At 48.7% G+C, this 15,755-nt stretch carries 11 protein-coding genes; 6 read left to right on the top strand and 5 right to left on the bottom strand.

Annotation, left to right across the window (positions count from 1 at the left end; translation table 11 throughout):
- Positions 1-2: 2 nt before the first annotated feature.
- The 3 genes from gspE to gspC are packed head-to-tail and all read right to left on the bottom strand — an operon-like array spanning position 3 to position 4,618.
- Positions 3-1,568 carry a type II secretion system ATPase GspE gene (gspE, locus tag SHEWMR4_RS00820; protein ID WP_011620990.1) on the bottom strand — a complete coding sequence of 522 codons (1,566 nt, stop codon included), beginning with the start codon at positions 1,566-1,568 and terminating at the stop codon, positions 3-5.
- Positions 1,565-3,667 (bottom strand): type II secretion system secretin GspD, encoded by a 2,103-nt coding sequence (gspD, locus tag SHEWMR4_RS00815; RefSeq protein ID WP_011620989.1) that lies wholly within the window; start codon positions 3,665-3,667, stop codon positions 1,565-1,567. Before gspD ends, gspE begins: the two co-directional genes overlap by 4 nt.
- Before the next feature lie 24 nt (positions 3,668-3,691).
- A complete protein-coding gene (gene gspC, locus SHEWMR4_RS00810; protein ID WP_011620988.1) occupies positions 3,692-4,618 on the bottom strand; it encodes a type II secretion system protein GspC in 927 nt (308 codons plus the stop codon).
- A 251-nt stretch (positions 4,619-4,869) separates the two neighbouring features.
- Between gspC and hslR the strand changes: the two genes are divergently transcribed.
- The 4 genes from hslR (at position 4,870) to SHEWMR4_RS00790 (ending at position 9,715) form a co-directional block, all read left to right on the top strand.
- Positions 4,870-5,268, top strand: a complete 399-nt coding sequence (gene hslR, locus SHEWMR4_RS00805) for a ribosome-associated heat shock protein Hsp15 (protein ID WP_011620987.1) — start codon at positions 4,870-4,872, stop codon at positions 5,266-5,268.
- Positions 5,269-5,304: 36 nt separating this feature from the next.
- The gene (gene hslO / locus SHEWMR4_RS00800; RefSeq protein ID WP_011620986.1) at positions 5,305-6,165 is read left to right on the top strand and encodes an Hsp33 family molecular chaperone HslO; all 861 of its coding nucleotides are present in this window, start codon (positions 5,305-5,307) and stop codon (positions 6,163-6,165) included.
- Between the two features lie 201 nt (positions 6,166-6,366).
- Positions 6,367-7,908: a phosphoenolpyruvate carboxykinase gene (locus tag SHEWMR4_RS00795; RefSeq protein WP_011620985.1), complete on the top strand. Its 1,542-nt coding sequence runs from the start codon at positions 6,367-6,369 to the stop codon at positions 7,906-7,908.
- Positions 7,909-8,155: 247 nt separating this feature from the next.
- Positions 8,156-9,715: an AbgT family transporter gene (locus SHEWMR4_RS00790; RefSeq protein ID WP_011620984.1), complete on the top strand. Its 1,560-nt coding sequence runs from the start codon at positions 8,156-8,158 to the stop codon at positions 9,713-9,715.
- 119 nt (positions 9,716-9,834) lie between these two features.
- On the opposite strand, the gene SHEWMR4_RS00785 is transcribed toward SHEWMR4_RS00790, so the two are convergent.
- Entirely contained in the window at positions 9,835-11,298 is a 1,464-nt protein-coding gene (locus SHEWMR4_RS00785; RefSeq protein WP_011620983.1) for an OmpA family protein, read from the bottom strand.
- A 406-nt stretch (positions 11,299-11,704) separates the two neighbouring features.
- On the opposite strand from SHEWMR4_RS00785, the gene SHEWMR4_RS00780 reads away from it, so the two are divergent.
- Positions 11,705-13,444, top strand: a complete 1,740-nt coding sequence (locus SHEWMR4_RS00780) for a hypothetical protein (RefSeq protein WP_011620982.1) — start codon at positions 11,705-11,707, stop codon at positions 13,442-13,444.
- A gap of 89 nt (positions 13,445-13,533) precedes the next feature.
- On the opposite strand, the gene SHEWMR4_RS00775 is transcribed toward SHEWMR4_RS00780, so the two are convergent.
- Complete coding sequence (locus tag SHEWMR4_RS00775; protein ID WP_041408943.1) at positions 13,534-13,887, bottom strand: hypothetical protein; 354 nt, start codon at positions 13,885-13,887, stop codon at positions 13,534-13,536.
- A 460-nt stretch (positions 13,888-14,347) separates the two neighbouring features.
- Here SHEWMR4_RS00775 and SHEWMR4_RS00770 point away from each other — a divergent pair, with 460 nt between their 5' ends.
- Positions 14,348-15,577, top strand: coding sequence for a dicarboxylate/amino acid:cation symporter (locus SHEWMR4_RS00770; RefSeq protein ID WP_011620980.1), 1,230 nt, complete (start codon positions 14,348-14,350; stop codon positions 15,575-15,577).
- Positions 15,578-15,755: the final 178 nt, after the last annotated feature.

Genomic DNA, 15,755 nt, shown 5'->3' with positions numbered 1-15,755 from the left:
GCTTACTCCTCGCGGGTCACCCTCAGGACTTCTTCCAGAGTGGTGATACCTGAGAGCACCTTGCTCATGCCATCGTGGCGAATGCTTGGCACCGACTGGCGGATATATTTCTCAATCGCCAGTTCGCCACGTCCACCGTGGATCAGCTCGCGCACATTATCATCGACCAGCAATAGCTCATGGATACCCGTACGACCACGGTAGCCACTGCTACCACAGGCCTTACAGCCATTGGCGCGATAAATATGACGATGATCGTCTGCCGCCATTCCCAGCAGCTCACGCTCACGGGCATCGGGCACATGCTCTGTCTTACATTTTGGACAGAGAGTACGAATTAAACGCTGGGCTAATACCCCAAGCAAACTCGATGAGACTAGGAATGGCTCTACGCCCATGTCTTGCAAACGGGTAATTGCACCAGAAGCCGTGTTGGTATGCAGGGTTGAAATCACTAAGTGACCGGTCAAGGATGCCTGCACCGCAATTTGGGCGGTTTCTAGGTCACGGATTTCGCCGATCATCACCACATCCGGGTCCTGACGCAGAATCGCACGCAGACCACGGGCGAAGGTCATGTCAGCCTTAGTGTTCACTTGGGTTTGACCTATGCCTTCTAACTCGTATTCGATCGGATCTTCAACGGTTAAGATGTTGGTATCTTTGGAGTTAATTTCGGTAAGCCCGGCGTACAGCGTAGTACTCTTACCGGAACCCGTAGGGCCTGTGACCAGAATAATGCCGTGGGGACGACGAATAAGCTCGTCGAACTTGGCACGGATACTGTCGGTCATACCCAATTGTTTTAAATCCAGATTACCGGCGTTTTTATCTAACAGACGCAGCACCACACGCTCGCCATGGCTCGATGGCATGGTCGATACCCGCACATCCACCGCACGACCCGCAATCCGCAGCGAAATACGGCCGTCTTGTGGCACACGTTTCTCGGCGATATCGAGACGCGCCATCACCTTGATCCGCGACACCAACAAGGATGACAACTTACGATTCGGCTTAAGCACTTCCTTCAGCACACCGTCGATACGGAAACGCACGACCAACTGCTTCTCGTAGGTTTCGATATGGATATCCGAGGCTTCTTCTTTAATCGCTTCAGATAACAAGGCGTTAATCAGCTTGATAATAGGCGCATCATCATCGCCTTCGAGCAGATCTTCGGTCTGCGGCAGCTCTTCGGCGAGGGTGAATAAATCCATCTCGTTGCCAATATCTTCCATCAGCTGCTGCGCTTCGGAGGAGTTGGCTTGATAGGCCTGAGTTAATTTCGCCTCAAACTTGCCCGGTTCGAGCAATACCAGCGGCAAATCCACACCCGAGTAACGGCGCGCTTCGAGCATGGCCGTTAACGGGGTTTTGGCGGTATAAAACAGGCTCAAGGCACCATCCTCGCCAAAGGCTAAAATCACCTCATGGCGGTGGGCAAAGGCAAAGGGTAAACGCTCTTTGCTGCTGGAGCGAAATACCTCATCACCTTCGGCTTCAAGCCCTAGTTCGTTAGAAACTAGGCTTAAATCCTCGACTTGGGTTACTTGTATTTCACTCATTGTGTTTTATCTTTGTTCTTGTTTTCATCCAGCGACTTGAGGGTCGAGTCCGTTTCACGCATCTGGGTGTCTAACCCTTTGCCTTCTTTGTAACGATCTAAAATGTCGTTCACTTCGGGCGGCAAATATTCAGATTGATTCCATTCTTCCAGAATTGGCACTTGAGTATTTGGCATTAGGTTCACGCCGCGCTCTTGCTGCTCAAGTTGTAATGCTCTGAAATAGTTGTATTTACGGCCTGCGATGCCTTCCATAGTCACACCATCACGGATAATGGTGGGCTTGATGAAGATCATCAGGTTCTTTTTGGTCTTCTTACTGGAAGAAGATTTGAATAAGTGTCCGAGTACCGGAATATCACCGAGGAATGGTACTTTCTGGACACTTTCTTGGACTTCTTCGTTAATCAAACCACCGAGTACCACGATTTGCCCTGAGTCAGCCATCACAGTGGTGGTTAAACGGCGAGTCGCGAAGGAGATATCTACACCCGTATTACCGTTTACACCCGAGACTTCTTGCTCAATGGCGAGCTTAACCGCGTTGCCTTCGTTGATCTGAGGCACAACTTTTAACTTCACCCCAACCTCTTTACGTTCAACGGTTTGGAATGGGTTACTGTTGTTTGAGCTGGCGGTAGAACCGGTCAGAATCGGCACTTCGTCACCGACGATAAACGAGGCTTCTTGGTTATCTAGAGTTGTAATCGAAGGTGTCGCCAGTACGTTTGAGTTGGTATCGGCCGATACTGCTTGTATTAAGGCGCCAAAGTCGCCCATGGCCACGCCCCAAGCCATACCATTCACTTTACCTAAGGCTTGGGCAAGTAAAGTCACATCACCTCTAGAATCTGGGTTTTCAGTACAAGTGCCATTCTCGGTACAAACAGTTGTCCCATCTTCTCCCTGTGCCTGCCAAATACCGGCGCCAATTTCACCAATGGTTGGGCCTAAGTTATTGAACTGAGTACCACCGCCCGCTTTAGCGGCCCATTGCACACCAAAACCGACGTTATCGCCTTCGGCGACTTCCACGATAATGGCTTCGACTAATACTTGGGCGCGGCGAATATCGAGTTGGTTAATCACACTCTCGATAGTGCGCATTTGATCTGGCTCGGCGCTGATCACTAAGGCGTTAGTATCCGTGTGGGCCATAATATTGATTTCATTACGACGTTTACCGCCAGCCTGGGCGCTTGGATCTTTTTCACCCTCAAGCTTTTGCGCAAATCCGGTCAGCACCTCGACTAAATCTTCAGCCTTGGCATAACGTAAATAACGTACCTTAGTATTGCCCGTGCTGGCCTGCTCGGCATCGAGGCGATGGATAAGCTCAACCACGCGTTGGCGGCTCTTTTCGTCACCACTGACCACTACGGCGTTAATGCGCTCGTCGGCAACGACCTTGGGCGCTTGTCCTGGGAGCTGCGCTTGGTTAGCTGTCGCGCGGTAAAGAGTATCGATAATTCGCACCATTTCACCGGCTGAGGCGTATTCGAGCGGCACCACTTGTACCGAGGTATCGCCCTGCTTATCTACACGGCGAACGATTTCAACTAACTTGTTCACCACAGCGGCGCGGCCTGACAACATCAGTACGTTCGATGGGTCGTAGTTCACTACGTTACCGCCACCGGCGTTATCGTTTAACTGACGTAATAACGGTGCTAATTGCTTGGCTTCGGTGTTGTACAGCGCCACGATGCGGGTGACCATTTCATCACCTAAACCTGGGTCGTTGTCGTTAGCAACACGAATCGCCGCGGTTTTAGCATCTTTGTCTTTAATGACTTTAATGACGTTGTTTTCCATCTCGACGATGGCATAACCGTACACTTGCAGCACGTTGAGGAAGAATTGGTAATACTGCTCATCGTTGAGCAGATCATAACTGCGCACGTTGATCTTGCCGCGAATGGTCGGGTCAACAATGATGGTTTTATTCAGGTTTTTACCAACAATGTTGATAAACTCTTGGATATCAGTGCCTTTAAAGTTGGCCGCATATTGTTCAGACCAAACAAATTGCGAGGTCAGCATAGTGGCGCCAGCCACAACTCCAGCAATCAGTTTGCGTCGAATCCGTTTGTTATTCATTATTTTACTTTCCTCTAACGCGTGTTATTGCGGCAAACTAAACATGATTTCAACCAATTGACCTTCCCGCTCAACCATGATGGAAACTTCAGTTAATTCAGGTAATTGGCTCATCATTTCTAACGCCTGACTCATCACAGTCAGGTCGTATCCATTAATCGATTTAGCAAGGTCATTGGGTTTAAAGCCCGCTTGCTTAAAAAGGTTCACATCTTTACCCGGGTTTAAACGGTAGCCCACGACGTTTTCGCCCTGTCTAACAGGAGAAATCGCGATGTAATCGGTAATTTTGCTGGGGTCGGCTAAGAGTTCGCTGCGGGATTCGGCCAGCTCTTGGGAGATTTCAGTATTTTTGCGTTGATCAACGCGGCTAACCACTTCGGCCTTTTCACTCTTAGCCTTCTGTAATTGCTGATTCGCGGGGCTTTGGCTGGTGTAAACCAGACCATCGAGCATCAGTGTCTCGTAACGGCCCGCGTTGGTGATGATAATCCGGTCGGCATAGACTTCTTTTAACGAAGCAGAAGTGCCTTTGATCTTATCGCCTAGGCTGTAGGTTTCTTGGCTGCCGCTAGACTCGATAACGGCGAGACCTTTTTGATCGGCGGTCGAGGCCACCACACCGGTTAATTGAATAGAGAGGGAAGTCTTAGGCGCATCGGTCACTGTCTCAACCACTTCCACCTTAGGTTTATCCGATTTGGCATCGGCCTTGCCGAAAAGTGCAAGCTGTTGCAATCCTGCCATATCAATTTGGCCAGCACCTTTTCCGGTCGTTGTCACAGCCGTTGGCGACCAGGCAGTAGGAGAGGATGTGGTAGGCACGAGTTTCCATGTAATTTGCGCAGCTAAGAGTAAACTCAGAATAAAACCAAACCAGAAAACAATCTGGCTCAATGGCTTATGCGGAATACCTGCAGCTTTAGCGATAACTTTATCTAATAAATCCATATTTATGTGGACCCTCAATACAGGTCTCTGTTCTGATTATAAAAATTATAATGTTCGCCACATGCTAACCTAGGCCGCATTTGGCAACAACCCCATAACAGTATTGCAATTGGCGAAAATTGGCTATTTATGCTAACTTTGCCCGCCTCAAAAGGGTGTGAAGCGCACCACCCTTTAACATCATAGTAATGCGACTTAGGCATTTTATTGCTCAGCATGTGAGCTCATCGAGCTTTTATCTTGGAGACACTATGGCGCAAAGTTCAGGCGACAGTGACAGCGTTCGACTCGATAAGTGGTTATGGGCCGCACGTTTTTATAAAACCCGTGCCATTGCCAAAGAAATGATCAACGGCGGCAAAGTACATTACAACGGTGCTCGCACCAAATCTAGTAAGAATGCCGAGATAGGTGCCGTCCTTAAGATACGACAGGGATATGACGATAAAGAGATCGTCATAAAAAAATTATCTGAAATACGCCAAAGCGCAGCGATTGCACAGGAATTGTACGAAGAAACGGCCGTGAGTATAGCCAAGCGTGCGGTAAATGCCGAAGCAAGACGATTGAATATTCTCAATAATCCTGCGCCCGACCATAAACCGGATAAAAAGCAACGACGAGCGCTTATCCGTTTTAAAGAATGCTAAAAATTACGCAACAGTTACCTAACAGCGAGATACAAGATGATACAAGATATTTTACACCGCTACCTGTTCGACAATGCCGATGTGCGTGGTGAACTCGTACAGTTACAAGACAGCTATCAACAGGTGATTGGCTCACATGCTTACCCACCCGTGTTACAAATCCTGCTGGGTGAATTACTGGCGGCAACCTCTTTATTAACCGCCACCTTAAAATTCAGTGGCGATATCAGCGTGCAACTGCAAGGTAACGGCCCTGTATCACTGGCGGTGATCAATGGTAGCAACCAGCAGCAATTGCGCGGCATTGCCCGCTGGGATGGCGAGTTAGCCGACGATGCCAGCCTAGCCGATCTGTTTGGCCAAGGTTATATGGTTATCACCCTGACACCGGATGAAGGCGAGCGTTACCAAGGCGTGGTTGCCCTCGACAAGCCAACCTTAGCAGCCTGTGTGGAAGACTACTTTAACCAGTCAGAACAATTACCTACCGCGCTCTGGTTATTTGCCGACGGTAAGCAAGCTGCGGGTATGTTCCTGCAAGTATTACCAAGCCAAGAAGACCACAATGCCGACTTCGAACATTTGTGTCAGCTGACTGCCACCATCAAGGCGGAAGAGTTATTCACCTTAGAGGCGCAGGAAGTATTGCACCGCTTATATCACCAAGAAGATGTGCGTCTGTTCGACCCAATCGAAGTCTGCTTTAAATGTACTTGTTCACGTGAGCGCAGCGCGGCAGCCATTAAGACTATCGATCAAGCCGAAGTGGAAGCTATTCTGGCGGAAGATGGAAAGGTCGAAATGGGCTGTGAATACTGCAATGCCAAATATGTGTTTGATGGTATTGATATCGCAGCAATCTATGCCAATGGCACAGCTTCAAATACCCAGCAGTAAGAAAACATTTACTGTTAGCAGGGCACCTCAGGGTGCCCTTTTTTGTCCCCCCCTCAATGATCCAGCTCACACTTTAGTCACGGATAGGATACAATCGGCACACTTTATCCCCTAGCACCTCTCGGGCGATAAATAAAAACAAAATCGGCAGACGATCGATAAAAAATAACCTTACAAATACAAGTCAATGGAGACCTCACTATGGCGGATGGATTAAACCGCGTTCATTACAACCCCTCAACAGCACAACTGGTCGAATTTGCCCTGCTACGCGGCGAAGGTGAATTAACCGCCAATGGTGCGCTGGTTGCCAAAACCGGTACCCGCACTGGTCGCTCTCCTGGCGATCGTTTTATTGTTAAAGAACCCAGTTCAGCGGCTGACATCGAATGGGGCCCAGTCAACCAAGCATTTGAACCCGGTGCTTTTGAAGGATTATGGGCGCGTGTAGAAGCATTCCTCGCCGATAAAGAGTTGTTTGTATCTGACCTCGAAGTCGGTGCAGACCCAGAACATTACCAGCCAGTGCGCGTGACGACTCAATACGCTTGGCACCAACTGTTCGCCCGCAACCTTTTTATCATCCCAGAAGAATTTAACCGTCAAGACAAGCCTGTATGGCAAATCATCAACGCACCAGACTTCGTCTGCGTTCCTGAGCGTGATGGTACCAATTCAGATGCGGCGGTGATCTTAAACTTTGCCGAGCGCAAAGTGTTGCTAGCGGGCCTGAAATACGCTGGCGAAATGAAGAAGTCGATGTTCTCTGTACAAAACTTCCTGCTGCCAGCCCAAGGCGTATTGCCAATGCACTGCTCGGCTAACGTAGGTAAAGACGGCGACACTACCCTATTCTTCGGTCTGTCAGGCACGGGTAAAACTACGCTGTCTGCGGATCCAAAACGCTTCCTGATCGGTGACGATGAGCACGGCTGGGCACCAGGCGGTGTATTCAACATCGAAGGCGGCTGCTACGCCAAGTGTATCGACCTGAGCCAAAAGAACGAGCCAGTGATTTGGGATGCGATTCGCTTCGGTACTGTGCTAGAAAACGTGGTAATGGACGAACACCGCGTGCCTAACTACAAAGACAGCAGCCTGACGGAAAACACCCGTGCGGCTTACCCACTCGAGCATATCGCTCAGCGTAAAGAAGACAACCGTGGCGCCGAGCCGCACGCAGTGGTGTTCTTAACCTGCGACGTGTCTGGCGTATTACCACCAGTTTCTATCCTGAGCAAAGAGCAAGCGGCTTACCACTTCCTCTCTGGTTACACCGCTAAAGTCGGTTCGACTGAAATCGGTTCAACCTCGGCGATTCAGTCGACCTTCTCTACCTGCTTCGGCGCGCCTTTCTTCCCACGTCCTGCGGGCGTGTATGCTGAGCTGCTGATGAAGCGTATCGAGTCATTCGGTAGCCAAGTATACCTAGTTAACACTGGCTGGACTGGCGGCCCACACGGTATTGGTAAACGTTTCGACATCCCAACGACGCGCGCCATCGTCGATGCGATTGTCAGCGGTGAGCTGAAAAACGCAGAAACCGTACACTTAGACACGCTGAATCTGGCCGTGCCTGTCGCGGTACCCGGTGTAGACACTAACCTACTCAACCCAGTGAACACTTGGAGCGATAAGGCACTGTACGCCGAATACGCCCAAAAACTGGCCGAAGCCTTCACTAAGAACTTCGCTAAGTACCAAGTGTCAGATGCCATCCGTAACGCTGGCCCAAAGGCATAAGCGGGTAGTGGATTCATTTAGATAATGTAATCAAACACATTGTTGAGTAAAAAGCGCGGGGTCAGCGATGAACCCGCGCTTTTTATTTGCCTGTTGATTTCATGACTCAGAGCCAGCCGCACTAAAGTCACTGCGATAGATTTTTATGTGTTTTATTTCTTATCGATTAGTTAAACCAAGCTTAAATTAATGCTGCGTTTTTATAATCACAGATAACAATCATCATTTTTTAGGAAGCGGCACCCAAATGGAAAACCATAAACCTGTCACTGGATTCCAGCGATTTCTCAATGGCGTCGAAATCGTCGGCAATAAACTGCCCGATCCGGCGGTGTTATTTGCGATGTTTCTGGGCCTAGTCTGGCTGATCTCTTGGGGATTATCGGGTGTCAGTTTTGATGAAATCGACCCTCGTACTGGCAACCCCATTCAAGTCGTGAATATGCTCGAAGGCGGCGCACTGACGGCATTTACCTCGAACATAGTCTCCACTTTTGTGACTTTTCCACCGCTCGGTGTTGTACTAGTTGCTATGCTGGGGCTTGGCGTGGCTGAGCATACTGGCTTTATTAATGCTGGCCTGCGCTCGATTTTATCTGTTACCCCCAAGATGTTACTCACCCCGGTATTGATCGCCGTGGGTATCCTGAGCCATGTCGCGGTTGATGCGGGTTATGTACTGGTTATCCCGCTCGGCGCGGTGATCTTCTATGCCGCGGGTCGTCATCCCCTAGCCGGTATTGCCGCCGCTTTTGCTGGCGTATCCGGCGGTTTTTCTGCAACAGTGGGTGTGCCATCGAGCCTTGACCCTATGTTAGCGGGCTTAACTCAGGCCGCGGCAAGATTATCGGCCGACCCCGCGGCCGCCACATTAACGATTAACCCACTGAATAATATCTTTTTTACGTCTGCTTCAGCCGTGTTAATTATCTTAGTTGGCTGGTTCTTAACGGATAAAGTGATTGAGCCGCGCCTAAAAAGTACCGCGGTGAATGGCGATCCCAGCACGTTGCCAACGCTTGATGAGCTGGCGCCCCATGAGCGCCGTGGTCTCAAATTCGCCATGGGCGCCATGTTGTTATGTGCCTTAGGGCTAGTGTTTACCGCCTATGGTGACAACTCTGCCTGGCGTGGTACCGATGGCGCGCTAACCAGTGCCTCGGCTCCCTTAATGCGCTCCATTGTGGCGATTATTTTTGTGTTCTTCCTCGTGCCAGGCATAGTCTATGGCTATGTTGCGGGCACGGCAAACAACCACAGAGCCATTATTCAAGGCATGAGTAAGTCCATGAGCGGCATGGGTTATTACATCGTCATGGCCTTCTTCTGCGCCCAGTTTATTTATGCCTTTGGTCAATCCAATTTAGGCGCATTAATGGCGATTAAAGGCGCGTTGGCGTTGAAAGAATTGGCGCTTCCAATGGGCGTAACATTAGTGGGGATTGTGTTTCTCACCGCGTTCGTCAATCTATTAGTCGGCTCGGCGTCGGCCAAATGGGCCTTGATTGGAGCCATCATGGTGCCCATGTTAATGGAACTGGGCGTATCGCCCGATTTAACTCAAGCCGCTTACCGCGTGGGCGACTCGTCGACCAATATCATTACCCCGCTGATGCCTTACTTTCCGTTAATTGTGGTGTTTTGCCAAAAATACGTTAAGGAATCCGGCATAGGCACCTTAGTGGCGCTGATGCTGCCGTTTTCAATCAGTTTTCTGCTGCTTTGGAGCGGTTTCTTATTGGCATATTGGGCATTAGGTCTGCCATTAGGAATTGGCAGTTCACTCTCCTTCCCGGCACTATCTTAGCCTTAGCCTGAATATCGCTTGGCAGAGACGTCGGCTGAACTATCACAGATAAACAAAAATGGCGCCAACTCGACAAGAGTTGACGCCATTTTTATATCTATTGAATCAAACGATTGGGTTTACTTCGTATCCGATCTCAATACTAACTCGACACGGCGATTCTGCTGCTGCCCCGCCTCATCACTGTTGCTAGCAACGGGAGCATGTTCACCTATGCCTACGGCTTCCAATTGTTGAGTTGGAATACCATGACTCGTGGTCAATAACTTCACAATCGCCACCGCGCGGCGCTGGGATAGACCTTGGTTATAGGCTTGATTACCTTTGTCATCGGTATGACCCACCACATAAAATGCACGCTTAGGATTTGCCTTTAAATAACTGGCAAGCACCTCGACAACGGGCTGCGCCTCGGGCAACAACTTGTCGCTATCGTACTCGAATAACAGCCCTTCTAAGGCAACATGCCCCTTGGCTTCGATTTGGTCGGTCAGCGCCTCAAGATTGATCCCCACGCGATCATCCTTAAGCTCAGTCTCCTCTAACACCCGCAAGTCGGTCCATAAGCCATCAATATAACCAAGGGTATAAGTGCTCACATGCACATTCCCCTCGGGGCGCGTTAAGGTATACCAAGCATAAAACTGGCTGTCTTCGTTACCAATGTTCACCAGAGAATCAATGGCTTTGATAAACCTATCCTCCCTACCACAGGCTTTTCCCAGACACTCAAATTGCGTCTCGAATCCGAGTTTAGCCAATGCCACCTTGTAGTTAGTGAACACCTCGTAACCCGAATATTCCTTTGGTATTGAATAGCCATTTTGAGTCAACTTACCCGCACGCTCCACCAGCACAGGCTTATTGCTTGCATCCATTGACGACACAAAGGCAGTGCTGGCAAAGCCTTGGCGTTTAAAGTCCTGGATATAACTTCCCTTTAGTCGGCTGATAAGCGGATGATCCTCGGCGCCGTTGGTATCCTTCTTTTGATTATCTTTAAACTCGATTTGCTTAGGCGCCTGCTGTAAAAATGCAGCATTAACTGTGACTAAATCTAACGGCTCGGGGATCACCTCGAGCGTCGTAATATGAAGACCCGCAGAATCATCCATAACTGCTGCTTGTATGGCGGTATAAAACTCTTTTTGCTCATTTTTAACTCGAGCAAACAAGTAACCACTTTCAACACCAATAACACCATCTAACAGGGCAATTTTCTCTCGCAATAAGCGAGAATCACCACAGGCCTCAAGCAGACACTCGAATAGGACTTCGCCACCAAGCTTTTTAATCTGCTCACGGTAATTGTCGAGAATATGCGCGGGGCTATATTCAGGCGCTAATTTATATTTTTGCTGATGGACCTGACCGAAGATAGGCTTAAAACGATAGTCAGATCTTTGTTCACCCGCGCTGATAATAAAGGGATATTCGGCATAATGGCGCGTCAATTCATCCTTTAATTTCGCCGTAGGAAAAGGCGTAAATAATCCCTCATCCGCCGCCATCAACGACAATGGCAACAGGCTCGTCGACATAGCCAATAACCCCGCAAAACAACTCCGCTTAGAAACACGCATCAATATTTACTCTCCATAGAAATACTGCTGCGAAAAGTAACACTAAACGGATTGCGCAATAACAAATATGAAACAAGTTAATACTTTAGCGTGATTGAGGCGATGGGTTGTACAGGCAAAAATAGCTGTCGAAAATGCAGACTGATTTAAAAACAGCCGCATTTTGACCGGAAGGATGCCAAACGTTGTCGTGAAAGGGATCTCACATCAAGCCGCATGTTTTATCACAAGCGGCGTCGATTTTTATCCACTCAGACCGATACTCGCGCCCTTCTTAGTCACCTAGGCTCATGCTATTTGGCTTGGCCACGAATAACACTGCAACACGTTGAATACTCGACGTTATCAGATGACTCCACGCTAACTCAGTGCAATGGAAATTGCCGAATTGATGTAAGGATACAAGATGTTTAAACCTAAACTACTCTCTTTGCTGATCGCCACCAGTTTGCTGACGGCATGTTCTGGCTCAGACGATAAAGATGACACCACCACGACGCCAGAGCCGACGCCTCCAACTGAATACGCACATAAGGTCACAGGTCAGGTCACTTATATCGGCGCTATCGCCGGGGCAAACGTGTGCGTCGATCTCAACCAAGACTTAAGCTGCTCAGAGGGTGAACCGAGCACCACTACGGGCACTGACGGTAAGTATCAAATCGATTGGAAAAGCGAGACCGAAAAACCTAACTATTACCTGTTGGCCAATTGGATTGATACCGCACCGTCATCTGCACGCTCAGCATTGGCGATGAGCTCCGCCGCAGATAACACTAACGCCACCACTGGCGGCATGAATATCGTTGCCCTGCCCGATCATGCGGGTCATATCAACGCGCTGACCAATATTGAGTTTTCACGCTATCGCAAGATGATTGAGGCCGACTTAACGCCACAGCAAGTGATTGAGTTCCGTGCCAGACTCAAATCCTTATACGCCACTGGATTTAAACAAGTCGAAGCCGATTTATTTAGTCTTTCGCCCGAAATCACCCTGCAACCCACATTTCTCGACACCCTGCTGTTACACGATTACCTGTTAAACCTCACCAACGAGCGCACAGTGGAAATTTTGGCGGCTATCGAAGTGTTAATCGCCGCATTTGAAGCCTTCGAGAATTTAATCCTAGGGTATGGTTTTGGCACTGAGGCTTATCTGCAAACCAATCCAGTAGCCGTCACTGATAAGGTGGAGAGCACCTTAGTGTCCTTCGGTTATATGGAAGCGCCGGTTGATGGTAAGGCGATGAACAGCACTGACTGGGATACAGTGTTTAGCAGCATGCTCAATCATACCGACGCATCTCATGTGCTCAATATCGCCACCGTTCGCAACAGCCACTTTGTCAGCTTAGATTATGGTACTGCTGACCAAACTCTTACTGGCATATTTTCAGGTGACGCAGTGATGATCTTCGACAACACGTCTGGAGAGGAAGTCCCTACCGAATGTTGGAATGAGCCGATGAAAAAATGGATCAATGCCTCGCGTAACGACCAAGGGTATGTGCTTAAAGAACCTGTGATTGAAGGCAATCAATTAAAAACCGTTTATGCCGGCACTGAAGTCCCTGTCGAAATGAATTTCCATAAGTATCAGAACACGGCCGCTGACTGGCAGGATTTGCTGGCAAATCTCCCGAGCGACCTTAAACTAGCGTCACTCAGTTGGCCTTCGCAAATATATCGCATGGATATTAAACAAACGGCCGACGTGTTATGCCGCGAAGAAGATCCCATCACCTATGAAACGGGCGTTGAAACCGCGAGCCAGCTTTCCTCTAGCTTAATCGTGGAGCTATTGTGGCCCTTCGCTTACCCCGAGAGTTACGTTGAGGACTCAACGAATAAATTCACCATTCTCGATAGCTTCGGTCAGCCTGAAAGCCAACATGAATGGAGCATTAGCACCAGTCCGAACGGCGGCAAGCTGCTAACTATCACTGAAATTGTGGAGGATCCGATTGCTAGCCAGATGGTGCAACCGAGCTACTACCTTGTGACCTCAAACTTGCTAACCGAAGTTGAGCTAAACAAGGCTTTTGATACATCAGTAAATAAACAGTTTTATCGATTTACCTACGACAGCAGCTTCAGCAACACGCTATACAACCATTTTAAATCCCTAACAACCCAACCTTAATAAACTAGCGCCCCTGAAGTGCGCCCCTGAAGTGATACCTCAGGGGGCGCTTATCTCAACTTAAGTCGCAACGTCCCGCAAAGAGCCCATCAGAGGCAGATAAACGCATCTCGCTCATAGTAAAAGAGAATAGCTTCAAGCAGTTCCTGTTCACTGGGCTGAGCTTTTTGCTGCTTAAGATTATCAATCACATCCTCTATTTGATCCGTGTTTAGCAGATAACCATAGTCACTACGGCCTAAGCCATCCTCAAAGGCATCGATTTCGGCATCCGAGAGATCCCTATCAGCCACTATCGGGAATAATAATGTGGCCAGCTGTAGGGATTCACCTTGTTCCAGATCTTGATAAACCAGCCAATAACTTAATCCCGGTTGTTCGATGCACTTTCTTATCCAGCGCTGTAACGACTCGGGCTGACCGAAAAATGAGGTGATATTCATAATGTCCTCGAATGGCGTTGTCATAGTAAAACCGAGTGAGCCACTAAGTTGCATGGTCATAGAGGCTATTCACCACTCCCAAGATGCATACAAGTAACAGATGGGAGTTCTCGCGACTCAACCCGCCCCAAGAATACGAGAGGACATCTGCGTCCATCAAAGCCAAAATCACAATTCATCAATTCGATGGACAAAAAACCATTCAAATTTAAATAAACATCATTTTTAGGTATATATTTTTAAATATTATCCATTTAAATTGTTTGTTATTTAGGTTTTGGTTATTTTCAAACCAAGGTTGGTGATGTTTCACAAAACCCTTTACGCCAACTGTGGTACCTTAAGCGCCCAAAAAAACGTGTCAGGGCTGAGCTTTTACGCCAAAAGCGAGGGCAGGCCTGTAAATAGATAACTAGTCTTAAGACACAAAATACTGCTGTAACTGGGGAGTTTCGCAAGAATGAAGAGCAAGAGTTTATTAGGCAACATAGGTGTGCAAGTGGTTATTGCCATGATTATTGGCGCACTGGTCGGTTTTATCATGGGTGAAAGCGCGAGCATCTTCGCCCCGCTGGGTACCATCTTTATCCATTTAATCAAAATGCTAGTGATCCCACTGGTACTGGTGTCTATCATCAGCGGCGCCGCTAGCTTAGGCGATAGCCCCTCGGCGGGTAAGATTGGTGTCGGCACCTTCGGTTTCTTTATTGTCACCTCGGGGATTGCCGTGACCTTAGCTTTGGTCATGGGCAATCTGTTTAAACCCGGCGCAGGTGTCGACTTTACCGCCCATAGCAGTAGCGGCCTGATGGAAGTGACCGCCGAACATGGCGCACTACCAGGGGTAATGGACACCTTTATTGGCATGATCCCAACCAATGTGTTCGAATCACTGACTGGCGGGAATATACTTCAAATTTTGGTGTTTAGCATATTTTTCGGTATCGCACTGACCAAGGTAAAAGGCGATGGCGCTAAGCCAATCATGGCGGCGTTAAATACCGTCGTCGACGCCTTTGTGTGGATGATCAACTGTGTGATGGTGATTGCCCCCATTGGGGTATTTGGCTTGATGGCCGATTCCGTCGGTACCTTCGGTTTCGATGCCTTAGAAGTCGTATTTAAGCTGTTTGCCGTGTTTGTGGCCGCGATTCTGATCTACGGTTTTGTGTTCTTCCCCTTAGTGGTACAGCTGTTTTCTAAGGTATCGGCGCGCCAATTTATTTCGGCGATGAAAAAACCCCAGGTGATGGCACTGTCGACGGCGTCATCCATGGCCACGCTACCAGTGAATATGGAAACCTGCGAAGAAGAGCTTAAGGTCTCTAAGGCAACCACCGCCTTTGTGCTGCCTTTAGGCGCCACCATCAATATGAGCGGCAACGCGATTTACTATGGTTTAGTCGCCATGTTCTTCGCGCAAATGTACAACGTCGATCTGTCGATGACCGCCTATGCCGCGATTATCTTTACCTCAACCTTAGGCGCCATTGGCCAAGCGGGTGTCCCCGGTCCGTCATTTTTAGTGGTCGCTGTGCTACTGGCCGCTGGTATTCCGATTGATGGTTTACCGCTGTTATTCGCCCTCGACCGAGTGTTTGACATGATCCGCACCGCGCTCAACATCACGGGTGATGCCGCCTGCGCCATCATTATGGATAAGTACACCGCAGAGCCAAACTCGAACTAACAGCATAAATACATTGATATACTAAGGCTTGAATAGGCTTACTTATTCAAGCCTTTTTTATAGCTGAGTCCTCGAGATACCGCATCTTATCCCACTGATTTTGTATCACTTAATGCAGATTTATGTGATCTTGGCGACGCCTTGGTCTAAGCTCAAACGGCGCCGCATCGCAATTCGT

It is taken from the genome of Shewanella sp. MR-4, from assembly GCF_000014685.1.
Classification (GTDB): Bacteria; Pseudomonadota; Gammaproteobacteria; order Enterobacterales; family Shewanellaceae; genus Shewanella.
The sequence above is the reverse complement of the archived record's forward strand: the minus strand, read 5'-3'. Positions and strand labels throughout refer to the sequence as shown.

Bases quoted from the DNA above. Each gene is read 5' to 3' on its own strand.
- gspE (WP_011620990.1), bottom strand. From the start codon at position 1,568: ATGAGTGAAATACAAGTAACCCAAGTCGAGGATTTAAGCCTAGTTTCT.
- gspD (WP_011620989.1), bottom strand. From the start codon at position 3,667: ATGAATAACAAACGGATTCGACGCAAACTGATTGCTGGAGTTGTGGCT.
- gspC (WP_011620988.1), bottom strand. From the start codon at position 4,618: ATGGATTTATTAGATAAAGTTATCGCTAAAGCTGCAGGTATTCCGCAT.
- hslR (WP_011620987.1), top strand. From the start codon at position 4,870: ATGGCGCAAAGTTCAGGCGACAGTGACAGCGTTCGACTCGATAAGTGG.
- hslO (WP_011620986.1), top strand. From the start codon at position 5,305: ATGATACAAGATATTTTACACCGCTACCTGTTCGACAATGCCGATGTG.
- SHEWMR4_RS00795 (WP_011620985.1), top strand. From the start codon at position 6,367: ATGGCGGATGGATTAAACCGCGTTCATTACAACCCCTCAACAGCACAA.
- SHEWMR4_RS00790 (WP_011620984.1), top strand. From the start codon at position 8,156: ATGGAAAACCATAAACCTGTCACTGGATTCCAGCGATTTCTCAATGGC.
- SHEWMR4_RS00785 (WP_011620983.1), bottom strand. From the start codon at position 11,298: ATGCGTGTTTCTAAGCGGAGTTGTTTTGCGGGGTTATTGGCTATGTCG.
- SHEWMR4_RS00780 (WP_011620982.1), top strand. From the start codon at position 11,705: ATGTTTAAACCTAAACTACTCTCTTTGCTGATCGCCACCAGTTTGCTG.
- SHEWMR4_RS00775 (WP_041408943.1), bottom strand. From the start codon at position 13,887: ATGAATATCACCTCATTTTTCGGTCAGCCCGAGTCGTTACAGCGCTGG.
- SHEWMR4_RS00770 (WP_011620980.1), top strand. From the start codon at position 14,348: ATGAAGAGCAAGAGTTTATTAGGCAACATAGGTGTGCAAGTGGTTATT.